Annotated in this window: 24 protein-coding genes; 15 read left to right on the top strand and 9 right to left on the bottom strand. The window is 64.5% G+C overall.

Annotation, left to right across the window (positions count from 1 at the left end):
- Together B2V90_RS07485 and B2V90_RS07490 are read right to left on the bottom strand one after the other, a co-directional pair.
- Positions 1 to 796, bottom strand: a 796-nt coding sequence (locus tag B2V90_RS07485) for an acyl-CoA dehydrogenase family protein (RefSeq protein WP_293920718.1), incomplete at its 3' end; no start/stop codon positions are given.
- Entirely contained in the window at positions 793 to 1,584 is a 792-nt protein-coding gene (locus B2V90_RS07490) for an IclR family transcriptional regulator (RefSeq protein ID WP_228221272.1), read from the bottom strand. The genes B2V90_RS07485 and B2V90_RS07490, both read right to left, overlap by 4 nt.
- A gap of 103 nt (positions 1,585 to 1,687) precedes the next feature.
- Between B2V90_RS07490 and B2V90_RS07495 the strand changes: the two genes are divergently transcribed.
- Genes B2V90_RS07495 through B2V90_RS07530 form a run of 8 tightly spaced genes read left to right on the top strand, consistent with a single transcriptional unit; the run spans position 1,688 to position 10,982 of the window.
- Positions 1,688 to 2,608, top strand: coding sequence for an SDR family NAD(P)-dependent oxidoreductase (locus B2V90_RS07495; protein WP_169860874.1), 921 nt, complete (start codon positions 1,688 to 1,690; stop codon positions 2,606 to 2,608).
- A 5-nt stretch (positions 2,609 to 2,613) separates the two neighbouring features.
- Positions 2,614 to 3,450 carry a MaoC family dehydratase gene (locus tag B2V90_RS07500; protein ID WP_228221271.1) on the top strand — a complete coding sequence of 279 codons (837 nt, stop codon included), beginning with the start codon at positions 2,614 to 2,616 and terminating at the stop codon, positions 3,448 to 3,450.
- The gene (locus tag B2V90_RS07505; protein ID WP_066863606.1) at positions 3,447 to 4,895 is read left to right on the top strand and encodes an OB-fold domain-containing protein; all 1,449 of its coding nucleotides are present in this window, start codon (positions 3,447 to 3,449) and stop codon (positions 4,893 to 4,895) included. The genes B2V90_RS07500 and B2V90_RS07505 overlap by 4 nt, the downstream gene beginning before the upstream one ends.
- Positions 4,896 to 4,923: 28 nt before the next feature.
- Positions 4,924 to 6,132 (top strand): acetyl-CoA acetyltransferase, encoded by a 1,209-nt coding sequence (locus B2V90_RS07510; RefSeq protein ID WP_228221270.1) that lies wholly within the window; start codon positions 4,924 to 4,926, stop codon positions 6,130 to 6,132.
- A 28-nt stretch (positions 6,133 to 6,160) separates the two neighbouring features.
- Complete coding sequence (locus B2V90_RS07515) at positions 6,161 to 7,312, top strand: acyl-CoA dehydrogenase family protein (protein ID WP_228221269.1); 1,152 nt, start codon at positions 6,161 to 6,163, stop codon at positions 7,310 to 7,312.
- A 9-nt stretch (positions 7,313 to 7,321) separates the two neighbouring features.
- Positions 7,322 to 8,536, top strand: coding sequence for a CoA transferase (locus tag B2V90_RS07520; RefSeq protein ID WP_228221268.1), 1,215 nt, complete (start codon positions 7,322 to 7,324; stop codon positions 8,534 to 8,536).
- Positions 8,533 to 10,170 (top strand): acyl-CoA dehydrogenase family protein, encoded by a 1,638-nt coding sequence (locus tag B2V90_RS07525; protein ID WP_293920737.1) that lies wholly within the window; start codon positions 8,533 to 8,535, stop codon positions 10,168 to 10,170. The genes B2V90_RS07520 and B2V90_RS07525 overlap by 4 nt, the downstream gene beginning before the upstream one ends.
- A gap of 5 nt (positions 10,171 to 10,175) precedes the next feature.
- Complete coding sequence (locus tag B2V90_RS07530) at positions 10,176 to 10,982, top strand: FAS1-like dehydratase domain-containing protein (protein ID WP_228221267.1); 807 nt, start codon at positions 10,176 to 10,178, stop codon at positions 10,980 to 10,982.
- 5 nt (positions 10,983 to 10,987) lie between these two features.
- Here the strand turns inward: B2V90_RS07530 and B2V90_RS07535 are convergent, their stop codons facing one another.
- The gene (locus B2V90_RS07535) at positions 10,988 to 11,944 is read right to left on the bottom strand and encodes an NAD(P)-dependent oxidoreductase (RefSeq protein WP_228221266.1); all 957 of its coding nucleotides are present in this window, start codon (positions 11,942 to 11,944) and stop codon (positions 10,988 to 10,990) included.
- Between the two features lie 101 nt (positions 11,945 to 12,045).
- On the opposite strand from B2V90_RS07535, the gene B2V90_RS07540 reads away from it, so the two are divergent.
- Positions 12,046 to 13,089, top strand: coding sequence for an aldo/keto reductase (locus tag B2V90_RS07540; RefSeq protein ID WP_169860865.1), 1,044 nt, complete (start codon positions 12,046 to 12,048; stop codon positions 13,087 to 13,089).
- A 39-nt stretch (positions 13,090 to 13,128) separates the two neighbouring features.
- On the opposite strand, the gene B2V90_RS07545 is transcribed toward B2V90_RS07540, so the two are convergent.
- From B2V90_RS07545 to B2V90_RS07555, 3 genes are read right to left on the bottom strand one after another with little or no spacing between them, the layout of a single operon-like run.
- Complete coding sequence (locus B2V90_RS07545) at positions 13,129 to 13,908, bottom strand: SDR family NAD(P)-dependent oxidoreductase (protein WP_066863630.1); 780 nt, start codon at positions 13,906 to 13,908, stop codon at positions 13,129 to 13,131.
- Between the two features lie 27 nt (positions 13,909 to 13,935).
- Positions 13,936 to 15,084, bottom strand: coding sequence for an acyl-CoA dehydrogenase family protein (locus B2V90_RS07550; protein ID WP_228221265.1), 1,149 nt, complete (start codon positions 15,082 to 15,084; stop codon positions 13,936 to 13,938).
- A gap of 5 nt (positions 15,085 to 15,089) precedes the next feature.
- Positions 15,090 to 15,917: an SDR family oxidoreductase gene (locus B2V90_RS07555; RefSeq protein ID WP_228221264.1), complete on the bottom strand. Its 828-nt coding sequence runs from the start codon at positions 15,915 to 15,917 to the stop codon at positions 15,090 to 15,092.
- Between the two features lie 71 nt (positions 15,918 to 15,988).
- Here B2V90_RS07555 and B2V90_RS07560 point away from each other — a divergent pair, with 71 nt between their 5' ends.
- Positions 15,989 to 16,732 carry an enoyl-CoA hydratase/isomerase family protein gene (locus B2V90_RS07560; protein WP_066863636.1) on the top strand — a complete coding sequence of 248 codons (744 nt, stop codon included), beginning with the start codon at positions 15,989 to 15,991 and terminating at the stop codon, positions 16,730 to 16,732.
- A gap of 13 nt (positions 16,733 to 16,745) precedes the next feature.
- Here B2V90_RS07560 and B2V90_RS07565 read toward each other — a convergent pair whose 3' ends face one another.
- The 3 genes from B2V90_RS07565 to B2V90_RS07575 all read right to left on the bottom strand — a co-directional run bounded on the left by B2V90_RS07565 (position 16,746) and on the right by B2V90_RS07575 (position 19,108).
- Positions 16,746 to 17,177, bottom strand: a complete 432-nt coding sequence (locus B2V90_RS07565) for a PaaI family thioesterase (protein ID WP_066863639.1) — start codon at positions 17,175 to 17,177, stop codon at positions 16,746 to 16,748.
- Between the two features lie 142 nt (positions 17,178 to 17,319).
- Positions 17,320 to 18,183 (bottom strand): acyl-CoA thioesterase, encoded by an 864-nt coding sequence (locus B2V90_RS07570; RefSeq protein ID WP_066863642.1) that lies wholly within the window; start codon positions 18,181 to 18,183, stop codon positions 17,320 to 17,322.
- A gap of 67 nt (positions 18,184 to 18,250) precedes the next feature.
- Positions 18,251 to 19,108 carry an SDR family oxidoreductase gene (locus B2V90_RS07575; protein WP_066863645.1) on the bottom strand — a complete coding sequence of 286 codons (858 nt, stop codon included), beginning with the start codon at positions 19,106 to 19,108 and terminating at the stop codon, positions 18,251 to 18,253.
- Positions 19,109 to 19,291: 183 nt separating this feature from the next.
- Between B2V90_RS07575 and B2V90_RS07580 the strand changes: the two genes are divergently transcribed.
- The 5 genes from B2V90_RS07580 (at position 19,292) to B2V90_RS07600 (ending at position 24,304) form a co-directional block, all read left to right on the top strand.
- Positions 19,292 to 20,545: an acetyl-CoA C-acetyltransferase gene (locus B2V90_RS07580; RefSeq protein WP_293920748.1), complete on the top strand. Its 1,254-nt coding sequence runs from the start codon at positions 19,292 to 19,294 to the stop codon at positions 20,543 to 20,545.
- A 128-nt stretch (positions 20,546 to 20,673) separates the two neighbouring features.
- Positions 20,674 to 21,156 carry a MarR family winged helix-turn-helix transcriptional regulator gene (locus B2V90_RS07585; protein ID WP_066863649.1) on the top strand — a complete coding sequence of 161 codons (483 nt, stop codon included), beginning with the start codon at positions 20,674 to 20,676 and terminating at the stop codon, positions 21,154 to 21,156.
- Positions 21,153 to 22,220: a phosphotransferase family protein gene (locus tag B2V90_RS07590; protein ID WP_228221262.1), complete on the top strand. Its 1,068-nt coding sequence runs from the start codon at positions 21,153 to 21,155 to the stop codon at positions 22,218 to 22,220. Before B2V90_RS07585 ends, B2V90_RS07590 begins: the two co-directional genes overlap by 4 nt.
- 30 nt (positions 22,221 to 22,250) lie before the next feature.
- Positions 22,251 to 23,564, top strand: a complete 1,314-nt coding sequence (locus tag B2V90_RS07595) for an acyl-CoA dehydrogenase family protein (RefSeq protein ID WP_228221261.1) — start codon at positions 22,251 to 22,253, stop codon at positions 23,562 to 23,564.
- The gene (locus B2V90_RS07600; RefSeq protein WP_293920753.1) at positions 23,561 to 24,304 is read left to right on the top strand and encodes an SDR family NAD(P)-dependent oxidoreductase; all 744 of its coding nucleotides are present in this window, start codon (positions 23,561 to 23,563) and stop codon (positions 24,302 to 24,304) included. The genes B2V90_RS07595 and B2V90_RS07600 overlap by 4 nt, the downstream gene beginning before the upstream one ends.
- Positions 24,305 to 24,324 lie beyond the last annotated feature (20 nt).

Genomic DNA, 24,324 nt, shown 5'->3' on the forward strand with positions numbered 1-24,324 from the left:
CGCTGAGCATCGGGTCGCCGGCGGCCTCGGCCAGCGCCTCCGCCGCCAAACCGGCGGCAGCGCCCGCGGCGGCCGCTTCGCCTGCAATCCGGGCCAGTTCATGTTGGATCGCCTGGAATGTGGCGAGGGCGCGCCCGAATTGCTTGCGATCGGAAACATGGGCGATGCTGAGATCCAGTACCTGATCCAGCGCACCGGCGATCTGCAGGACGCGAAGGCCCGCGCCCATGAGGTAAAGAGGATGGCCTTGCGCAGGTGCTGTGGCGGTTATGGCGGCATCAATCGACAGCCAGTCGCGCGGCATATGAGCGATGTTCGTCCCCGACTCCGCCACGCGCCATCCACTGTCCAGCCGGGCGACATGGCGCGCGCCGCCAAGCAGATATTCCACGACCAGCGTGCCGACGGTGGCCCCCCAAGGCACGCGATCGGCGGTGCCCGTAATGCGCCCGTCGCGGAGAACGAGGCCCGACTCGACAGGGACAAATGCAGCCGGACCTTCCGCCAGCGGCAGCCCCGCGAGCGCGAGTGCCTGGTTCGCCGCCATGGTTTCACCAAGCGGCAGCGGTAGCGCATGGCGGCCAGCCAGACGCGCCAGCGCGAAGGCATCGACCGGATCCAGTCCGAAGCCGCCCGATCCTTCGGGCACGAGCGCCAGCGGCAGGCCCATCTGTGCGATCGCGTTCCACAGGGAGGCCGGCCAAGCTCCCCGCCGTGCGCGGCGCACCGTCGCGTCGTCGCACTGGTCCGCCATCAGCCGATCGGCCGTGCCAAGGACCATCGCTGCATCGCTCATGTGGCCATCTCCATAGCATAGGCCGATTGGGCGATGGCGTCCGCCGCCTGGCGCATTGCCGCGCCGATGGCATCCATACCCTCGGCATTCTCCCGGCCGCTGAACATAGACGCGGAGAGGACGAAGCGCGGCGCGCCGCCTGTATCCACGATCGCGGCCGCCACCGTCGAGATGCCGTGATTGATCTGACCATTGTCAATCGCCCAGCCCTTCACCGCCGCCGCGCGCACCTGGGCGATGAACTCCTGCGGATCGGGCGCGCTTTTCCAGCGGATGCCGGCATGGACAGCCGCAATGGCCGCATCATCCAGGGCGCGACGCGCAAGCACCGCGCGACCTGTCGCACCCGCGGCGGCGGGCTGGCGCTGGCCAACCACCATGTGGATGCGCATAGCCTCCGCGCTTTCAGCGAGCGCGACCAGGACCAGGCGTTCGCCTTCGGTAAGACGCCAGAGGCCTACGGCAGCATCGAACTGCCCGGCGAGCGTCGCCATAGGTAGATGCGCCGCGCGGACGACCGCATCGCGGCCCAGCGCAAGCCGCGCGAGATCGATCGTGCCAAGCCCGAGCGCATAGCGTTTCGACACCGCGTCGAAGCTCACAAGATCCTCGCGCAGCAGCGTCTTGAGCACGTTGAAGCAGGAACTGGGATTGAGTCCAAGGGCACGCGCAATGGCGGTAACGCCCTGTGGTTCGGAAAGCGCGCCCAGATGGCGCAATATCGCAATCGCCTGCACCACCGAATTGACCGGCGGCCGGAGTTGAGGATCGGGGCGAGGCATGTCCATGGCCATACCCTACCATTCACGATCATGAATGTCCATTCGCATAGTTGAATAAGTTATATAGGTAAGCTAGATCATGGGAAATCGAAATGCGGAGAGGATAGACATGGGCGATTCGGCACGGCTGGATGGCAAGGTGGTGGCGGTGACGGGTGCAGGGCGCGGCATCGGCCGCGATATCGCCTTGCTATGTGCGCGACAGGGCGCGAACGTCGTCGTCAACGACCTGGGCGCATCGGCAGAGGGCGAAGGCGCCGATGCAGGGCCGGCCGAGGAGGTCGCTGCGCTGATCCGGGCAGAGGGCGGCAAGGCCATCGTCAATGGCGCCAGCGTCGCCGAGCCGGAGGGCGCGGCATCGATCATCGAGGATGCCGTAAAGCAGTTCGGGCGGATCGATGGCGTGGTCAACAATGCCGGCATCCTTCGTGACCGCATCTTCCACAAGATGAGTATCGTCGACTGGAAGCAGGTGATCGACGTGCACCTCAATGGATCATTCTATGTGTCGAAGGCCGCGGCGCCCTATTTCAAGGACCAGGGGTCGGGCAGTTATGTCCATTTCACATCGACATCAGGGCTGATCGGCAATTTCGGCCAGGCCAACTATTCGGCAGCGAAAATGGGCATCTTCGCCCTGTCCAACTCGATCGCGCTCGACATGCAGCGCTTTGGCGTGCGGTCAAACTGCATAGCGCCCTTCGCCTGGAGCCGTTTGATCGCGACGATCCCCGCCACCAACCCGGATGAGGAAAAGCGGATCGAGCGGATGAAGACGATGACCACGGACAAGATCGCGCCGATGGTCGCCGCGCTGCTTTCCGACGGAGCGAGGGACGTCAGCGGCCAGACGTTCGGCGTGCGCAAGAACGAGATTTTCCTGTTCAACAAGCCGCGCCCGATCAAGACGATGCAGCGTTCCGGCGGGTGGACGCCCGACACTATCGTCAGCGACCTGCTGCCTGCCATGGCGCACGACATGATGCCGCTCGCGCGGTCGGCCGAAATCTGGCCCTATGATCCGGTCTGACGATCATGGCCTTTGACCCACAGGTCCTGCTGAACCTGCCGCCGATCGAGACGCGGCAAAAGATCAATCCGTTCAAGGTCATGCTCTATGCGCTGGGCGTGGGTGCGGAAGAATTGCCGTTCGTCTATGAAGAGGGGCTGGAGGCGCTGCCCACCATGGCGGTAACGATGGCCTATCCGGGCTTCATCTGGCGCGACCCGGCCTATCACGTGACCTGGCAGAAGATATTGCACGCCGAGACCAGCGCGCAGCTTCATTTGCCGCTTCCGGTCGAGGGCGAACTGATCGGTTATACGACCTTCGGGCCGATCCTGGACAAAGGGCCGGAGAAAGGCGCGATCGTCTACCAGACGCGTGAAATCTACGCCGACGACGGCCGCCATATCGCGACGGTGCGTAACACCAATTTCCTGCGCGGCGACGGCGGATTCGGTGGATCGTCCGAGGGCCAGCCCCTGCCTCATGCGATCCCCGATCGCGCGCCCGACCTGATGATCGCGCTGCCCACTGCCGACAATCTGGCGCTGCTCTATCGCTTGTCGGGCGACATGAACCCGTTGCACGCCGACCCCAAGGTAGCGCTGTCAGCCGGGTTCGAGCGTCCGATCCTGCATGGCCTGGCCACCTACGGTATCGTTGGTCGCGCACTGCTGCGCGGGCTGGCCGACAATCGGCCGGACCGGATCAAGCGTATGGATGCGCGCTTTTCGGCGCCAGTCTTTCCCGGCGAGACGATCGAAACGGCAATCTGGCGCGAGGGCGAGGGCAAGGCCGCCTTCACCGCGCGCGTAGTGGAACGCGACCGCCTCGTCCTCAACAACGGCTATGTGGAGTTCCAATGACGAGCGAAACCGGCATCCTGCGCTTTGGCGCCTATATTCCGCGCAACCGGCTCCAGCGATCGGCGATCTTCGCCGCCAATGGCTGGTTCGCCGGTGGCCTCAAAGGGCTGGCCAAGGGCGAGCGGGCGATCGCCAACTGGGACGAGGATCCGATCACCATGGCGGTGGAGGCAGCGCGCGACGCGGTGCCGGAGGACCAGCGTGGCGCGGTGGGATCGGTCAGCCTGGCATCGACCACCCTGCCCTTCGCCGACCGGCTGAACAGCGGCGTCGTCAAGGAGGCGCTGACGCTGAACGATGCGACTGGCGCATTCGACGTGACCGGGGGGCAGCGCGTGGCGACGTCGGCTCTGATCCAGGCGCTGGCGGCGGCGAAGGGGGGAGCAAAACCGCATCTGGCGCTGGCGTCGGAAATGCGGCTGTCCAGACCCGCCTCGGAATCCGAGATGGTGCAGGGCGATGCGGCCGCCGCGCTGCTTATCGGCCAGGGTGATGTTGTCGCGAAATATCTGGGCAGCCACAGCGTCACGATCGACTTCGTCGACCATTTTCGCTCGTCCGGCCAGGACTTCGACTATAGTTGGGAGAGCCGCTGGATCCGCGACGAAGGCTATAGCGGGATGATCGGCGCAGCGTTGACCGATGGTTTCGCGGCGTTGGGCGTGACAGGGGCCGACATCGACCGATTCATTGTGCCGATCACCGCGCGGGGCGTCGCCGAAGGACTGGCGAAAAAGGCCGCGATCAGGGCCGAAGCGGTGGCCGACCGGTTGGGTGACAGCGTGGGCGACAGCGGCGTCGCACATCCGTTCCTGCTGCTTGCTGCTGCGCTGGAGACGGCGCGCGCGGGCGAGAAGATAGTGCTGGTGGCCTTCGGCCAGGGTGTGGACCTGCTGTTGTTCGAGGCGACCGGCAGCGGCGCTTCGCCCGCGCGCGGTGTCGCAGGATCGCTGGCTCGCGGCGTCAAGGACGGCAATTACCTGCGCTGGCTGTTCCATCGCGGCAATCTCGGCCTCGATCGGGGAATGCGCGCCGAGGCCGACCAGAAGCAGCCAGGCACCACATTGTGGCGCAACCGCAAGGCGGTGCTGGGACTCGTCGGCGGGCGGTGTGCGAAGACTGGGGTCGTGCAGTTCCCCAGGAGCGACATATCGGTCAATCCGAACGATCATGGCTTCGGGACGCAGGAGGATTATCCGCTGGCCGACCGAAAGGCGCGGATCGTGACCTACACGGCGGACGCGCTGACCTACTCCCCTGCCCCGCCCAGCTATTATGGCATGATCGACTTCGAGGGCGGCGGCCGGATGATGGCCGAGTTCACCGATGTCGAGGCCGACGATGTCGAGGTCGGACGCGACATGGCGATGATGTTCCGCATCAAGGCGATCGACGAGATTCGCGACTTCACCAAATATTTCTGGAAGGCCGTTCCGGCAGCCTGATCGGCGCTTCCAGCCAAGGAGAAAGTCTATGGCACGCGGTATCAAGGACAAGGTCGCCATATTGGGCATGGGCTGCGCCAAATTTGGCGAGCGATGGGACAAGGACGCCGACCAGCTGATGGTCGAGGCCTATGAGGAGGCGATCGCTGATGCGGGAATCGAGACGTCGCAGATAGATGCTGCGTGGTTGGGCGTAGCCTTTGATGCGGTGAATATCGGCCCGTCGGGCATTCCGCTCGCAACCGCGCTGCGGCTGAAGAATATCGGCGTCACCAAGGTCGAGAATTACTGTGCGAGCGGCACGGAGAGCTTTCGCGGCGCGGTCTATGCCGTGGCGTCGGGCGCGGCGGACATTGCGCTGGCGCTGGGTGTCGAGAAGCTGAAGGACACCGGCTATGGCGGGCTGCCTGTCCGCACGCGCGGGACCATGCATGACATGACCGGAATTACCGGGTCGGCGCCGGGCAATTTTGCGCAGCTCGCATCGGCCTATCGCAACACGCACGGTGTTTCGAAGGAGGATCTGAAACGCGCCATTGCCCATGTATCGGTCAAAAGTCATGCCAATGGGGCGAAGAATCCGAAGGCCCATTTGCAGAAGGCCGTCGACATGGACACCGTATTGAATGCCCCGATGATCGCCGAGCCGCTGGGCCTGTTCGATTGCTGCGGCGTGTCGGACGGCGCGGCCTGCGCCATCGTCACCACGCCCGATATCGCCCGCGCGCTGGGCAAGACCGATATCGTCACGATCAAGGCTTTGCAGATCGCCAGCTCCAATGGTTGGGAATTGCAGCATGGCGGCGGCTGGAATGGAAGCTATTTCCACACCACCCGCATCGCTGCGGAGAAGGCCTATCAAGAAGCCGGCATCACCAATCCGCGCGAGCAGATCAGCCTGACCGAAGTGCATGACTGTTTCTCGATCACCGAACTGGTGACGATGGAGGATCTCTACCTCTCCAAGGAAGGGGAGGGCTGGAAGGATGTGCTGGACGGCATGTTCGACGCCGATGGCAAGGTGCCGTGCCAGATCGACGGCGGCCTCAAATGTTTCGGCCATCCGATCGGCGCGTCGGGTTTGCGCATGATCTACGAAAACTATCTGCAATTGCTGGGCCGCGCCGGGGCGCGGCAGCGGCAAACGCCGCCCAGCCTGGCGCTGAGCCACAATCTGGGCGGGATGCCGAGCCAGAATGTGTCGGCCGTTGCCATCGTGGGGCTGGCCGATGCTTGAGGTCACATCATCGGAAGGAGCGTCGGGCATGGATGAAGAGACGTTCGAGGCGTTTCTGGATCAGTTGCGTCGCTATATTCGCGAGCGCCTGATCCCCGCCGAGGCGGACGTGATCGACAGCGATCGTGTGCCTGATGCGATATTGGCGGAGATGCGCGACATGGGCCTTTTCGCCTTGACCACACCGGAGGCATTTGGCGGCGCGGACCTGAACATCAGCCAGTATATCCGCGTCATCCGCGAAATGGGCTGGCCGGCCCCCGCCTTCCGCGCGACCATGTCAATCAACACCGGCATGTTTTCGACCGCGCTGAAAAAAGGGGGAACGCCCGAGCAGCAGCGCGAATGGCTCAGCCGGTCGGCGGCGGGCGAGATCGCCTGTTTCGGCCTAACCGAACCGGATAGCGGGTCCGATGCGGCGGCACTCAAGACCCGCGCGGTCCGCGACGGCGACGACTATATCCTGAACGGTACGAAGCGCTATATCACCAACGCCCCCTTCGCGAAGATCGGCCTGATCATGGCGCGCACCAGCGCCGAGCCGCTGCCGCGCAACGCGCATGTCAGCGCCTTCCTGATCGACATGGATGCGCCGGGGGTATCGCTGGGCAGCCCCGACAAGAAAATGGGACAGCGCGGCGCGCAAATAGCCGACATCATCCTGGAGGATGTGCGCGTACCCGCCCGCGCCCTCCTGGGCGGCGAGGAAGGCAGGGGCTTCTTCGCCGCGATGCAGGCGCTGGATTCAGGACGGCTTTCGGTGGGCGCGGCCGCGCTGGGGCTGGCGGAAAGGGCGCTGGAAACCGGGCTGCGTTATGCGATGGAACGCAAGGCGTTCGGAGAGCCGATCGCCCAGTTCCAGCTGATCCAGGCGATGCTGGCGGACTCCAAAGCGGAAATCTATGCCAGCGAGTGCATGATGCTGGACGCCTGCGCGCGGTCCGAACGGGGTCGCGCTTCGCTCGAAGCCTCCGCCTTCAAGATGTTCGCGACCGAAATGTGCGGGCGCGTGGTCGACCGGGTGGTGCAGATCCATGGAGGCGCGGGCTATCTGGCCGAATATGAAGCCGAACGGCTGTTCCGCGATGCGCGCATCTATCGCATCTACGAGGGCACGACCCAGATTCAGCAGCTGGTGATCGCCAAACAGATGATCCGCGACTTCGCGGCGCGCAGTTAAGGCCCACCCATGTACCAGCTTCTCGGCTCCACACGCGTCATCGAGGCGTCATCCTTCGTGGCGGCGCCGACCGCCGGCCTCTATCTGGCGCAGATGGGGGCGAGCGTCATCCGCGTCGACCAGATCGGCGGGGGGCCGGATTATCGACGCTGGCCCAAGGCGGAGACTGGCGCGAGCCTTTATTGGGAAGGGTTGAACAAGGGCAAGAAATCGGTCGCGCTCGATCTGGGCGCGCCGGAAGGACGGGAACTCCTCGCGGCCCTCGCGACGGCGCCGGGCGCGGATGCGGGGCTGTTCCTGACCAACTTTCCCGTCGATGGCTTTTTGAGTCATGAAAGGCTGGCAAAAAGACGCGCCGACCTTGTCACCGTGCGGGTCATGGGGCAAGCCGATGGCGGCCCGGCGCTCGACTATACCGTCAATTGCGCACTGGGCATTCCGCAGATCACCGGGCCCGACAGTCTGGGCGACGCGCCGGTCAACCATGTGCTGCCGGCGTGGGACCTGCTGACCGGCGCCTATGCGGCCTTTTCCATGCTCGCCGCCCTGCTGCACCGGCGCGAGACTGGCATGGGACAGGAAGTCCGGATTCCACTTGCCGATGTCGGCATCGCCACCATCGCCAATCTGGGACAGCTGGCCGAGACATTGCAGACCGGCAATCGGGCTCGTCATGGCAATGCGGTCTATGGCGCGTTCGGGCGTGACTTCCTGACCGCCGATGGGCAACGGCTGATGATAATGGCGATCACCCCGCGGCAATGGCGCGGGCTGGTCTCCGTGCTTGGGCTGGAAGAGGCGGTCGCGGGAATCGAGGCGTCCCGCAGCGTCAGCTTCGCCCACGACGAGGGCGAGCGCTTTGCCCATCGCGACGCGCTGTTTCCGCTGGTCGAGAGCGCGGTCGCACGCCGCAACGCGACGGAGCTGAGGGCAGCGATGGATGCGCAGGGCTGTTGCTGGGGCCCTTACCAGGACATGGCGCAGGCGGTGCGCGATCCGGTGCTGGTGGCGGACAATCCGCTTTTTTCGGCCATCCAGCAAACGAGCGGGCTGCGCTATCCGGTGCCCGGCGCGATGGCGACCCTGCCGGCCCAGATGCGCGAAACCCCGCGGCGCGCCCGGCGACTGGGCGAGGACAGCGAGGAGATACTGGCCGACCTGCTGGGCCTTGGGTCGGGGCAGATTGGCGCATTGATCGACAGGGGGATAGCGGCGCGCGCATGACAGAGACGATAGCACGGGCGCGCACGGCGCTGGAGGCGCTGCGGCGCTATGGCGCGGCGGCACAGGTCCATGTGGCAGCCCGGGTGGCGCCCGGCGGAAAGATCGACCCCAGGCGGCTCGATGCCGACCAGCGTGCAGCCCATGGCCTGGCCTGGATCGCGACGACGGTCGCGGCGCTGAGTGCGCTGGCCGACTGGGCGGAGGGGCTGACGGCGCGGCACCGCTATGGCGACGCCGAAGCGCTGGTGCTCGCGCTCGCCTTTGGGGAATATGCCGCGCAGATGCTGGGCGGCCTGCCGATCAGTGCCAATGAATATGTGCGGCCTGCGCAACTGGGGCTGGCCGAGGCGGCGCGCGAACTTGGCACCGATCCGGCGGTCGCAGCGTTCGTGGCGGAGGCGGACGATCCCCGCGCGCGCGCCGCTCTGATCGCGCATGTGCGGGCGGGCGGCACCATAGCGGAGGATATGGGCGACGAGACGATCGATGCGATCAGGGCGCAATATCGACGCTTCACCGTCGATAAAATCACGCCCTACGCCCATCAATGGCATCTGGCGGACGCGCTGATACCCGATGAGACGATCGCCGAGCTGGCGGCGCTGGGGACGTTCGGCGTCTGCATAGCGCCGGAATATGGCGGGCTGGGGCTGGGCAAGCTGGAGATGTGCGTCGTCACCGAAGAGCTGTCGCGCGGCTGGATCGGCGCGGGGTCGCTGGGCACCCGGTCGGAAATTGCGGGCGAGCTGATCGGGCTGGCGGGCACGGACGCCCAGAAGACGCAATGGCTGCCGGGAATTGCTAGCGGGACAATATTGCCGACGGCGGTATTTACCGAGCCATCCAACGGGTCCGATCTTGCGCAACTGAGCACCCGCGCAATCCAGCATAAGGAAGGCGGCTGGCGCATATCGGGCGCGAAGACATGGATCACCCATGCAGCCCGGTCCGACCTGATGACACTGCTGGCGCGGACCGGGGGATCGGGCAATGCCGGGCTTTCCATGTTCCTGGCGCCCAAGCCGCGCGGGAGCGACGACACGCCCTTCCCGGCGGAAGGGATGAGCGGGAGCGAGATCGCCGTGCTGGGTTATCGCGGGATGCGCGAATATGAACTGATGTTCGACGGCTTTGCTGCGCCGGGCGAGGCCTTGCTGGGCGGCGAGGAAGGACAGGGTTTCCGCCAGCTGATGCAGACATTCGAGGGCGCGCGCATCCAGACCGCCGCGCGCGCAGTGGGCGTCGCGTGGCGCGCGTTCGAGCTGGGCTATGGCTATGCGATCGAAAGACGGCAGTTCGCCAGGCCGATCGCCGACTTCCCGCGCGTGTCGGACAAGCTGGCGATGATGCTGGTGGAGACGATCGCGGCGCGCGAACTCGCTTATTTCGCAGCGCGCGAGAAGGACAAGGGGCGGCGCTGCGACGTGGAAGCGGGCATGGCCAAGCTGCTGGCTGCACGGGTAGCGTGGACCAACGCCGACAATGCGCTGCAAATCCATGGCGGCAACGGTTATGCGCTGGAATATGAGATCAGCCGGCTGTTGTGCGACGCGCGCATCCTCAACATATTCGAGGGTGCGGCCGAGATTCAGGCGCAGGTGATCGCGCGCGGGCTGCTGACGAACAGGAACTGACGGCGATGGAACGGCACAGCGACACCCTTACGCCCGCACTCGCCGCCCGCTATGCCGCGACGTTCGACAGGGCGGTGCGGGACGGCGCGCCGCAGGGTATCCACTGGTGCCTCAACACGCCCGAAGCGGAGACGGCCGCGCTGGGCGCGGATGGGCATCCAGCAGGTGGCGGTGGCGCAATGCCCCACCATGCTGCCTTCCCGCGCCGAATGTGGGCATCCAGCGCGCTGACATTCCATGCGCCCATTCGCGTGGGCGCGCGGGTGGAGCGGACCAGCCGGATCGAGAGCAGTACGGAGAAATCGGGAAGCAGCGGCCGGTTGCTGTTCGTCATAGTCGCCCACGATGTCACCGCCGACGGCCAGGCAGCAGTCAGCGAGAGGCAAACGATCGTCTATCGCGAGGCCGCCATGCCCGGCGCCGCGCCCGTTGCCATAGTCGAACCCCAGACGGAAAAGGACTGGGACTGGGAACGGGTGGTGACGCCTAGTGCGCCTCTGCTGTTCCGTTATTCCGCGCTGACATTCAACAGCCACCGCATCCATTACGACCTGCCCTATGCCCGCGAAGCGGAGGGATATGCTGGCCTGGTCGTGCACGGGCCGCTGATGGCCGCGTTGCTGCTGGACCTGGCCGATCGCATGGCCGGACCGGACGCTTTGCGGGAGTTCAGCTTTCGCGCGGTAGCACCCGCCTTTGCCGATGCGCCCTTGCGGCTGCTCGGCATGATAGCGGGCGATACCGTCGCGCTGCATGTGCGATCGGCGGAGGGGCATGACCATATGACCGCAATCGGGCGCCTGGGCGGCTAACGCGGTCAGACGACACGCCGCTCCAGCGGTTCGCCGGCAAAATGGCGGCGTACATTGTCGAGCGCGCCCCGCATCACCGCCGCCAGCGATTCGATGGTCGCGCCCGCGACATGGGGGGCCATCAGCACATTGGGGACGCCGACCCAACCGGTGCCGTCGATCGGTTCGCCATCGAACACATCGAGCGCCGCGCCGCCGAGCCTGCCATCCCTGAGCGCAGCAATCATTGCGGGTTCGTCGATAACAAAGCCGCGCGATACATTGACGATCAGGCCGTCTGCGCCGAGCCGGTCGAGGACGTCCGCGCTGATAAGGCCGCGCGTCTCGTCGGTGCCCGCAACCGCGACCAGCAAGGTCGTCGCCCAATCGGCAAGCGCCTCAAGCAACTCTATCCGCTGCCACGACACAGGCTTGGGATTGGGGCCCCACCAGCGTATCTCGCAACCGAAGGGGTGGAGCCGCTGCGCGATGTTGCGTCCGATATGGCCGAGGCCGACGATGCCTACGCGCTGCGCCGATACCGCATGGCCGGGAGGCAGACGCGCTTCCGCCCAGCGGCCAGACCGGACATAGGCGTCGTTCGCCATGAGATCGCGGCGATGCGCCAGCATCATCGTAACGGCATATTCGGCGACGTCGCCCGCATTAATGTCTCCCGCGTTGCACACCGCTATGCCGCGTGCCCGCGCCGCATCGAGATCGATGCCAGCCATCCCCGCCGCGACGACAGCGATCAGTTGGAGGTCGGGCAGCATAGCGAGGCGGGCAGCATCGAGTCGTTCCATACCCGCGGCGATGATGGCTGCGATGCCCGCGCCATGTTCGGCCAGATAGCGATCGCGATCAGCATGGTCGTCAAGGCAGACATAGTCGAACTCGCCGGGTGGCGGCCGCAGCATCTTCAAGATGGCGCGGCTCATGACCAGGACGCGCGGGCCGATCGTCGGATGGCTTGCCGCCATATTTTCCAGTCCCTCATTTGATCCGATGCCTTGACGATAAGCCGTCCGTCACAGATAGCAACATATATAACCTAGAATACCATTGCTGAAGGAGCGGGCTTATGGAGCGGCGATATCTGGGCAACAGCGGCCTGGCGGTTTCGGTACTGGGCTTTGGTGCCATGACCTTTTCCGACGGCGACGGGCAATTTGGCGGTGTGGGCGCCACGCGCGGCGCGGACGCCATGCGGCAGATCGACATGTGCCTGGACGCTGGGGTCACCCTGTTCGACACGGCAGACGTCTATGCGGCAGGACGGTCGGAGGAGATATTGGGCGAAGCGCTGGGGCCCCGGCGCAAACATGTCGTCGTCGCGACCAAGGCGTTCGGGCGCATGGGCCGCAACGATCACGACACTGGCCTGTCCCGCCGCCATCTGATTGATGCGTGCGACGCGAGCCTCAAGCGACTGGGCACGGACTGGATCGACCTGTATCAAGTACATAGTTTCGACGCGCTGGTGCCGCTGGAGGAAACATTGCGCGCCCTGGACGACCTCGTGACGGCAGGAAAGATACGCTATATCGGCTGTTCCAACTATGCCGGCTGGCAGTTGATGAAAGCCCAGGCGGTGTCGCGGGAGAGGGGCTATGCGCGCTATGTCGGCCAGCAGATCCAATATTCGCTGATGGTGCGCGATGCCGAGCAGGAACTGCTGCCCTGCGGCGTGGATCAGGGCGTGGGGGCGCTGATATGGAGTCCGCTGGCGCAGGGCTTCCTGTCCGGCAAGTTCCGGGGCGATACCGGCGCGCCAACGCGACTGCAACAGAGCGGCCGGCTCAAGGCCTATGAGACGCCGACAGGCGCCGCCGTGCTGGACGCCATCGACGCGATCGTCGCGGCGCGGGGCGGTGTGAGCCACAGCCAGGTCGCACTGAACTGGCTGCTGCGTCGTCCGGGCGTGTCCGCCGTGCTGGTGGGCGCGCGCACCGACGCGCAACTGGCGGACAATCTGGCGGCGGCACAATGGTCGCTTCTAGACGAAGAAATGGAAGCACTCGACCGGGCGAGCCAGACGCCGATGCAATATCCCAATTCGCATCACCGCATCTTCACGCACGAGCGCAATCCGCAACTCTTCGTGCGCTACAAGACAGGGGAATGATGGACGGCGGGGCGGCCGATGCACCGCCCCGCCCGCCATTCAGCGCGGCGCCATGCGGATCGCGCCGTCGAGGCGGATATCCTCACCATTGAAATAGGGATTTTCGATGAGCTGAAGCGCGAGCATTGCATATTCAGAAGGCTTGCCCAGGCGCTTGGGGAACGGCACCGACGCACCCAGGCTGTCGATGACATTTTGCGGCATACCCAGCATCAGCGGGGTTTCGAAAATACCCGGCAGGATAGTGTTGACCCGGATCGCCTCGCCCATCAGGTCGCGGGCGATCGGCAGGGTCATGCCAACTATGCCGCCCTTCGACGCGGAATAGGCAGCCTGGCCGACCTGGCCATCCTCCGCCGCGACCGACGCTGTGTTGACGATCGCGCCTCGCTCGCCCGATCCTAGCGGGTCGAGCGCCACCATGCCCGCCGCCGACTTGGCGATACAACGGAACGTGCCGATCAGGTTGACCTGGATGATCGTGGTGAACTGCGCCATCGGATAATGTTTGATCGACCCGTCCTCGCGCGAACGGCTGACGGTCTTTGCAGCGGGGCCGATGCCCGCGCAGTTGATGAGGATACGCTCCTGTCCGATCGCGGCGCGCGCCTTGGCGAAACCGGCATCGACCGAGTCGTCGGACGTGACGTTGACTTCACAGTAGACGCCGCTGATTTCGCGCGCGATCGCTTCGCCCGCTTCCACATTGAGGTCAAAGATCGCGACCCTGGCCCCCTTGGCCGCCAGCGCGCGCGCCGTGGCGGCGCCGAGGCCCGAAGCGCCACCGGTGACGACGGCCGAAAGTCCATTCACGTCCATATGATATTCTCCCTGATGATGCGCCGGTCAGCCCAGCATGTCTTTCGCGATGACGATCTTCATGACTTCGGACGTGCCCGCGAAAATCCGCGAGATGCGCGCGTCGGCATAGAGCCGGCAGATCGGATATTCCTGCATGTAACCGGCAGATCCATGAAGTTGCAGCGATTCATCGACGGCCCTTGCCTGTACTTCGGTGCATTTGAGCTTGCAGGCGGCGGCCGTCGCCGGGTCCAGTTCGCCCGCGTTGAACAGGTCGACGCAATGGTCGAGAAAGGCCTGGGCGCAATCGACATCGGCGCGTAGTTCCGCCAGCTTGAACTTCGTGTTCTGAAAGTCGGCAATGCGCTGGCCGAACGCCTTGCGCCCGGTGGTGAAGTCGACCGCGAGACGGATGGCTTCCTGCGCGTTGGGAAGGGATTGGGCGGCGGTGGTGATCCGCTCCTCCGCGAGTCCACCGCGCATATAGTCGAACCCGCGCGCCGGATCGCCGATCACATGCTGCGGCGACAGTTCGACATCCTCGAAAAAGAGTTCGGACGTGTCCTGGCTCAGGAAGCCAAGTTTCTCCAGCTTGCGGCCAGGACGGAAGCCGGGCATCCCCTTTTCGACCAGGAACAGGCCAAGCTGGCGCGGATTGGAAGGATCGGTCTTCGCCGCCACCACGAACAAGTCGGCGGTCAGGCCGTAGGAAATATAGGTCTTCTGTCCGTTCAGAACCCAGCTGCCATCGCCGCGTGGCCGGGCATGGGTCTTGAAGCCGGCGATGTCGCTGCCCGCGTCCGGCTCCGTCATGGCGATGGCGCAGATCATCTCGCCCGACACGAGTTTGGGAAGGAAGTGATGCTTCTGGGCCTCGGTGCCATATTTGGCGATATAGGGGGGCGAGTTACGGTTGAGCGCCCCCATCCAGAGCCCGGTCTCATGGCTCCTGGTCACTTCCTCATACATAAGCTGGTCGTAGCGGAAATCGGCGAGGCCGAGGCCGCCATAGGCCTCCTCCACCCAGTAGCAGAGGAAACCGCCCTCCCCCGCTTTGCGATAGACATCCCGGTCGATCATGCCCTGTTCGCGGAAGCGGGGCGAATGCGGCACGACTTCCCGCTCCAGAAAGCGGCGGAAGGCGTCGCGAAACTGCTCCTGTTCGGGCGTATAATGATTGCGTTTCATGACCATGGAAATCAGTCCTCCCGTTCACTCAGAAGGCCGTGCGGATCACCGAGCGATGCGCCGCCATCCATCGTCAATGTCTGCCCGGTGGTGTAGGCAGCCTCGTCCGACGCCAGAAACAGGAATCCGGCCGCAATCTCCTGTGGTGTACCGGGGCGGCCAACAGGAACCTGCGCGCCCATGGCGGCGATCTGTTCTTCGGTAGCGTTGCACTCAAGCGCGTGAGTGCGCGTGAGGCCCGGCTCGATCGCGTTCACGGTGATGCCCCTACGCGCCAATTCCAGCGCCGCGCCCCGGACGAACCCCGTCACGGCCATTTTGGCCGATCCATAATGGACGCGGCCAGGCAGCGACTTGCGATTACCAGCGACCGAGGAGGTGACGAGGATGCGGCCCGCCGGACTTTTGGCCAGCCAGGGGAGCGCATCCTTCGTCAGCCAGAAGGCGGCCTTGATACCGACGTCGAACATGCTGTCGAGCACATCGTCGGGCATGTCGGCGAGGCTCGCTGGCATGAGATAGGCGGCATTGTGCAGAATGATGTCGATCCGGCCGAAGCGATTCCCGGCGCGCATCACCATCGCCCGCACCGCCTGGCGATCGCCCATGTCGAGCGTGTCAAGGACGGCGGTGCCGCCGGTTTCGGTAATAGCGTCAACGACGTCCTGTCCTGGTCCGGCCGACCGCGTCGCTACGACGACCTGCGCGCCCTCGCTTGCGAACAGTTCCGCCGCGGCACGACCGATGCCCCGCCCTCCACCGGTCACGATGGCCACTCGTCCGTCCAGCTTGCCCAACCGCACCTCCTCATCCGCCTTGTCGCAGCGGCGTGGCCCCATTCGCCCATCATTGTCAACTAGGTTATATATCTGTGATGGACAAGCGCAACGGATGGCGAGATAGAGAGGGCATGACCGATGACTCAATGCTCGTCCTGCGGAGCGATGCCGATGGCGTCGCTACGTTGACGCTCAATCGCCCGGACAAGCGCAACGCGCTCAACGTCGCCATGTTCGCGGCGCTCGACGCTCACCTGGGCGATCTGGAGGGAGAAACCGACCGGATCGGCGCGGTGGTGCTGCGCGCGGCGGGGCCAGTCTTCAGCGCGGGTGCGGACCTTGGCAAGCAGCAGAAGCCACCGCGCCGCTTCTTTCAGGCAGCAACGATCACGCGGCTGGCGAACCTGCCCCAACCCGTCATCGCGGCGGTGCACGGCCCCTGCTTCACTGGCGGGCTGGAACTGGTGCTGGCGGCGGACATCATCCTGGCGACGCAATCCTCGCGTTTTGCTGACACTCACGGCAAATGGGCACTGGTGCCCGGATGGGGCATGACCCAGCGCCTGCCGCGCCGGGTAGGCCAGCACAAGGCCCGCGAGATGATGTTTACTGCACGCGAATATGACGGGCGTCAGGCCGAAGCGATGGGCTTGGTCAACCTATGCGTGGCGGATGACATGTTCGAGGCCGAACTGGAACGGCTGACCCGCGATATCATGGCATTGTCCTGGCACAGCCATCGCGGCAACAAGGCACTGCTCAACGCATCCGATGGCATGACGCTGGAGGCGGGACTGGCCCATGAGATAGTCGCCAGCCCAGGCGTAGGGCCGGATTTTGCGAACCGGGTCGGCGCCACTTTCGGAAAGCGATAGCGCCCCTCGCCGGCTACCGCTTGTCGAGCTTGCGCACCGTGCCGCTGTAGGCGGTGATGGCGACGTCGCCCTGCCATAATGTGCCCCGCACAAACGCCATGCGCCCTGTTTCACGCAGCAGTTCGAGCCGGGCGACGATCGGCGTGGCGATGTCGCCGCTGGCAAGGAAACTGAGCGTGAAGTCGATGACGACGATGCCGCCACGGCTGCACCGGCCATGCAGGTAAAGAGGCAGGAACAGCGATTGTTCCGCGATCGCCGAGAGAAAGCCGCCGTGCAGCGAGCCCATCACGTTGGCGCAACCGGTATGGGGCTGGACGCGCATCTCGGCGCCGCCGGGCACGGCCCGCACGTCGAGCGGGGGTAGCGCAGTTTCAAACCCCGTGACAGCAACACGGTCCAGCGGCCGCCAGCCATCGACGGCGATCGGCGTTGCATCGTCCATCCCGACGCCGTCTGACGGCAAGTGGTTCTCTTGATCCAACATTCGTCATTTCATCCTGCTTATGCTGCACTGCAATATATCGACCGATAAAAAGAGGCAACTCTATTCCAAAGACGATAGGCGGGACTTCATGCCCGAATGGTTATGCGGGAGGCGTGGACGGTGCAGTGCCTGCCCGGCGCGCGGCAAGTTGCTCCGGCGTCTCGTGCATCCGCAGGATCAGCGACTGACTGGCAGTCGCCATCAAGAGCCCGGTCTCGTCGAACAGGTGCATGGTGCCGTGAACCACACCATGGTGGATCGATTCGATACGGATGTCGCACAATATCCATTCAGCCGGTTCTATCCGCGCATAGCGGATGGTGTTGTCCAGGCTGTTGCCGCCGGCAAAGGCGCCGATCGCATTGCCGATCGCGACGGAGATATAGTCCGCGACAACCGCCAGCAGCAACGGGTCGGCCAGCAACCCCTCGTTAGAGCGGATCCAGAAGGCGACCCGACCATCATCGCTACGGCCTTCGGGCCGCTGCCCATCCGGGTACCGCCCATGGGCGAGCCGCACCTCGAACCGGCTTTGCAGGCCATCTTCACCCGCGCGCCAGCTTTCGACCGCCGGGCAGTCCCCAGGCGGGGCGACCCGGGGCATCGGCACCCATTGATCGGAAATTGCGCTATCCCGCGCGCCCAGCGCCGCGATGACACTTATGATCTTGCCGTCTTCTATATGTTCGAGCACCTGGGCCTGGCTGGTCTGGTTGCCCGCGACAGGGATCCAGACGTCCAGGTCAACCGTCGATCCCGGTCGCGCAAAGGAAAGATAATGGGCGGTCGCCCAAATGACCGGGCGGCCACTCGTTCGCTGCATCGCGTCGATCGCAGCCGCCAGCCCCACTCCGCCGAAGAGGAAACGACGTTCTGGCAGGCCAACGCACAGGTCCATCGTCACCGGCAGATGGAAGCGATGGGAATTATGAGTGGCGCGCAGTTCGAACAAGGCTTTGGACACGGGATTCCTCACGGCGATGATGGATGAAGATGGACGAAGGTTGGGATCAAGAACGGGCTGTCGATCCTTACCCCTCGGCGGCTCTCGTCTGGCGAATGGCAGGCACCAGCCCGCCGTCGATACGCAGGTCTGTGCCAGTGATGAAGCCGGCGCGCTCCGACAGCAGGAAATCCACGGCATTGGCGATATGCAGCACCGACCCCATACCGAACGGCGTGGCGACGATCGCCGCACGGGCGGCGGGATTGTCCGCTGCCTCCTTGACTCCCATGGGGGTCCGCATCGTCCCCGGCGAGATTGAGACGATCCGCCTTCCGACCCTTGCCCAGGCGGCGGCGCGACGCTCGCACATGCGGATGACCGCCGCCTTGCTATAATTATAGGCGGGCGACCCGGCGCCATAGCGGTCCCCTACCCGCACCATCTGCTGCAACAGCGGTGCGGCTCGTTGCAGCAGGTCTGTGGACAAGGGCGCTTCATCGAAAAGTCGATCGATGTCGGGTCGCGGATCGGCCAGCGCGCCATGCCCGGCGATCGATGCGATGAGGACCGCGACCAGCGGACCGTCTTCGGTTTCAATCGCCTGCAACAGCCGTTCGGTTGCGACCAGATTGGCCATGAGGATCTTGTCCCAGGGCGCGAGCGCCGGGGAAAGCCCGGCGGCATGAACGACGCCCGCCAGCCGCCCCTCCGCGCGCGCGGCACGCACGATTGTCGCGGGAACGGTTATGTCACCCATATCGCCCGCGATCCGCACCAAGACCTCATGCCCTTCGTCCGCCAGCGTGTCGGCAAGGATATCCAGCCTCGCCTGGTCCATGTCGGTCAAAGCCAGACGGTAGCGATGGCCCAACAGCCGGGCGCAGGCCTGGCCCATGCCGCCACAGGCGCCGGTGATCAGAATGACGGGGCGATTGTCGGACACAGAATCCTCCCATATTCGTCTTGCGCGGCAGATGTGATCGGCCGGCTCGATCGCCGCAGACAGTCGACTCCACGACGGCATCGGAAATTTTTGCTTTGCATCACATCATCAACTAAGTAGGCGAGGTGAATCGAGTTACTGCCTTGGCAGGCAGCGAGCCATTGTGCAACCCAGGAGAAGAATGTGTCCGAAGCCTATATCATCGACGCCGTCCGTACCCCGCGCGGAATAGGCAAGGTCGGAAAGGGCGCGCTCGCCCACATGCACCCCCAGCATCTGGCCGCGACCGTTCTCAAGGCGATCGCGGAGCGCAACCAGCTTAACACGGCCGACGTCGATGACGTGATCTGGTCCACGTCGACCCAGAAGGGCAAGCAGGGCGGCGACATGGGCCGCATGGCGCCGCTGGATGCAGGCTACGACCCCAAAGCTAGCGGCATGACGCTGGATCGCTTCTGCGGCGGCGGCATCACCGCCGTGAGCATAGCCGCAGCCCAGATCATGGCCGGGATGGAGGATCTGGTCGTCGCCGGGGGCACCGAAATGATGTCGCTCACGGCGACCATGGCGCAGGAAGAAATGGCCGCAGGCATCATGCCACTGGGCATGGGCTCGGGCAATGCGCGGCTTCAGGCGGTCCATCCCCAGTCGCACCAGGGCGTGTGCGGCGATGCCATCGCCAGTATGGAGGGCATCAGCCGCGAGGCACTCGACGCGCTGGGTCTGGAAAGCCAGAAGCGGGCCGAACGCGCCATGGCCGAAGGGCGTTTCGACAAGTCGGTGGTGCCGGTGATCGATGATGCAGGCCATGTCGTGCTGGCGAAGGACGAATTTCCCCGTCCGCAGACCACGGCCGAAGGCCTGGCTGCGCTCAAGCCTTCCTTCACCGCCATCGCCGACATGGCGATCGATGCGGAGGGCAATACGCCGCGCAGCCTGATCAATCAGAAATTCCCCGACCTCACGATCGAGCATTTTCATCACGCCGGCAATTCGTCGGGCGTGGTGGATGGCGCTGCGGCCGTGCTGCTGGCGTCCAAGGATTATGCCGAAGCGCATGGCCTGAAACCCCGCGCCCGGATCGTCGCGACCGCCAATGTCGGCGACGACGCGACCCTGATGCTTAATGCACCGGTACCGGCCGCCAAAAAGGTGTTGGCCAAGGCGGGCCTCACCAAGGACGATATCGACCTGTGGGAGATCAACGAGGCATTTGCGGTAGTCGCCGAGAAGTTCATCCGTGACCTCGACCTCGATCGCGCGAAGGTGAACGTCAATGGCGGTTCGATCGCGCTTGGCCATCCCATCGGCGCGACGGGGGCCATCCTGATCGGTACCGTTCTCGATGAACTGGAGCGCACTGGCGGCCGCTACGGCCTGGTCACGATGTGCGCCGCAGGCGGCATGGCCCCTGCAATCATCATCGAACGCATCTAACACAGCCTTTCACACGGACGAGCAGACCCCCGAAGCGCGATTGCGCTTCGGGGGTCTTTCTTTTGGCAGTACCAGCGAGGCGATAATTTCCATTTGACACTTATGTTCCATTATGGAATTTATATGTCATGTTACAGCGCGGCGAAATTTTCATCCAGCTTGTCGACGAGATCGCCCGCGCGCGCGGGCGCACCGATCTGGCCTTTCGTTCCATTCGGGAAGCGCATGACCTGACGGAGGTCGAGAATGTGGTGCTCACCGCCGTCACCCATGCGCCGCGCCCCTCCACGGTGCCCCAGATAGGAAGGTCGCTCGGGCATCCGCGCCAGGTCATCCAGCGCGCCGCCGATGCACTGGCGGCGCGGGGCCTGATCGAATGGCAGGACAATCCCGATCACAAGCGCGCGCGCCTGCTGATTCCCACGCCGCAGGGTACGGCGCTGCGCGAAGGCGATGATGCGGAAGGGTTGCGCCTCGCCACGCTGCTGACAGAGGGGATCGACCCGGCGCTGATCGCGCGCGCGGTCGCGGACCTGCGCACCATCCGCATGGGACTGAACGAAAATCTGCGCGTGATGGCTGAACGCGACGAAGCGGGAGATGATGCATGAGCGATGATCTGACTGGCCTGGTCGACATCCCCAAACTGACGGCTTGGCTCGACGAACATATTCCGCAATTGGGCGACGGCCCGCTGACCGCAAGGAAGATCCATGGCGGCACCAGCAACGTAATACTGTCCCTGGAGCGCGGCGGCGAGACGATGGTGTTGCGCCGCCCGCCGGTTATCGCGCCCCCCGGCAGCGAGAAGAGCGTGCTGCGCGAGGCGCGCGTGCTGACCGCGCTCAACGGTACACCCGTGCCGCACCCGATCTGCCGGGGCAGCTGCGCCGACGCCGACGTGATCGGCGCGCCCTTCTATATAATGGACAAGGTTGATGGCTGGGCCGCGTCGATCATAGACGAGCATATCTATCACCAGGCGCCGTTTGACCGGGCACCCTACGAATATGGCGTGGCTTATGCGATGGTCGACGGACTCGTGGCGCTTGCCAATGTCGATTACAAGGCGGTCGGGCTCGAAGGCTTTGGCAAGCCGGACAATTATCTGGAACGGCAGGTCGATCGCTGGGAAGGCCAACTGCTGAGCTACAAGGAACTCTATGATTATCCTGGCCGTGAGTTGCCGGGATATGAACTGACGCGCGACTGGTTGCGCGCCAACATCCCCTCCTCCTTCAAGGCCGGGATCATCCATGGCGACGTCGGCACGCCCAACGCACTGTTCGCCGACGGACCGCCCTGCCGTCTCAATGCGCTGATCGATTGGGAGCTGTCGACCATCGGCGATCCGCTGCTGGACCTTGCCTCCTTCACCAACGCGATGCGGGACGAGGCAGTTCCGGACGTGCTGCCCTCCAAGCGGCTCTATAATAGCGAGAACTGGCCGACGCGGCAGGAAATGGCTCGCTATTATGCGGCTGGCACGGGTCGGGACATGGCCGATTTCGACTATTATGCGATCCTGGCCATGTTCAAGGGCGGGTGCATCCTGGAATATAAGGTCGCGCAGTCGCAGGCAGGCATATTGTCCCACGAGACGGGCGTCTTCTTTTCCCGCCTAGTGCTCGAAAGCTTCGCCAACGCCGCGGACCTGATCCGCCGGATCGGCTGACATCCCCATAGGATCTGAGAGGATAGAGTCATGGATTTTACCGTAGACCCCGCGTTCCAAGCCAAGCTCGACTGGATGCTCGACTTCGTGAAGACCGAATGCGAACCGATCGACCTGCTCTTCCCGCATCATGGCGACCCCTATGATACAAGCAATGCCAAGGCGCGCGCCATCATTGCGCCGTTGCAGGACCAGGTGAAGGCGCAGGGCCTGTGGGCCTGCCATCTCGACCCCCATCTGGGCGGCAAGGGCTATGGTCAGATGAAGCTCGCCTATATGAACGAGATTATCGGCCGCTCCTATTGGGCGCCGACCATCTTCGGCACCGCCGCGCCTGATACCGGCAATGCCGAGATCTTGGCGATGTTCGGCACGCCGGAGCAAAAGGCGCGTTACCTACAGCCACTGCTCGACGGCGACATCGTGTCCTGCTTTTCGATGACCGAGCCACAGGCGGGGGCCGACCCCAAGGAATTCGAGTGCCGCGCGGCACGCGATGGCGACGAATGGGTGATCGAGGGCTATAAATGGTTCTCATCCAACGCACGCTACGCATCGTTCCTGATCGTGATGGCGGTGACAGACCCGGACGCACCAGCGCACAGCCGCATGTCGATGCTGGTCGTGCCGGCGGAAACGCCTGGCATCGAAATCATCCGCAATGTCGGCACGATCGGCGACGACCCGCTGGACGACAGCCACGGCATCCACGGCTATATTCATTATAATCAGGTGCGCGTGCCGCTCGACGCGATGCTTGGTGCGCCGGGCGACGGCTTCAAGGTCGCGCAGGCGCGGCTAGGCGGCGGCCGCGTCCATCACGCGATGCGGACGGTCGGACGCTGCCAGCGTGCGTTCGAGATGATGCAGGAGCGCGTCGTGTCGCGCCGCACGCAAGGCAAGCTTCTGGCCGATCACCAGTTCGTGCAGGGCATGATCGCCGACACGGCGATCGAGATCGAGCAGTTTCGGATGCTGGTGCTGAAGACGGCCTGGGTGATCGACAACGAGCCGCATGGGGCTGCGCGCACGCTGATCGCGATGTGCAAGGTACAGATGGCCAAAATCTACCATGACGTGGTGCAGCGCGCGATCCAGATCCACGGCAGCTATGGCGTCACGAACGAAACCGTGCTGTCGGCCATGTGGATGAGCCTGCCCAGCCTGGCGCTGGCCGACGGGCCAACCGAGGTGCACAAGGTGCAAGTCGCCAATGCCTATACCCGCAACGCCAGGCCGTCCCAAGGTCTGTTCCCGACCGAGCACATTCCCGACCGGCTGGCAGCGGTGCGCGCCAGATATGCCGACATCCTGGCCGACTCGACGCTGGAGGTGGCGGCATGAGCGATCCGCTGTTCGACCTGACCGGGAAGGTCGCGCTGGTCACGGGCGGCAGCCGCGGACTGGGACGGGAGATGGTGCTAGCCTTTGCCGAGCATGGCGCGGACCTCATCATCGCCAGCCGCAAGCTGGAGGCGTGCGAGGAAGTGGCCGCGCAGGTGCGGGCGAAAGGCCGCAAAGCGCTGGCCTGGTCGGCGCATTGCGGGCGATGGGACGATATCGACGCTCTGATCGAGGGCAGTTATGCGCAGTTCGGCAAGGTCGACATTTTGGTCAACAATGCGGGCATGAGTCCCTATTGCGCCAGCCATGAAGTGACGGAAAAGCTTTTCGACAGCGTGCTAAACCTGAATTTCAAGGGGCCGTTCCGGCTTGCCAGCCAGATCGGCAAGCGGATGTATGATGGCGATGGCGGGACGATCATCAACATATCATCGACAGGGGGCGTGATGCCGCTGCCGGGAATCATCCCCTACGGTTCATCCAAGGCCGCTCTGAACGCGATGACGCTGTCGATGGCGCATGAATATGCACCCAAGGTGCGTGTGAATACGCTGTCGGCCGGGCCATTCCTGACCGACATCGCCGATGCCTGGATGCCCGAGGCGCGCGAGACGGCACGCAATGCCCTGAACCGGCCCGGTCGACCCGAGGAGGTGGTAACGTCAGCGCTCTACCTCGCCAGTCCGGCATCAAGTTACACCACCGGCACGCTGCTCCGCGTGGACGGCGGCACTTGGTAGGGCATTGGGTGAGGACAATC

The sequence above is a fragment of the Sphingobium sp. UBA5915 genome, from assembly GCF_002431195.1.
Lineage (GTDB): Bacteria > Pseudomonadota > Alphaproteobacteria > Sphingomonadales > Sphingomonadaceae > Sphingobium > Sphingobium soli.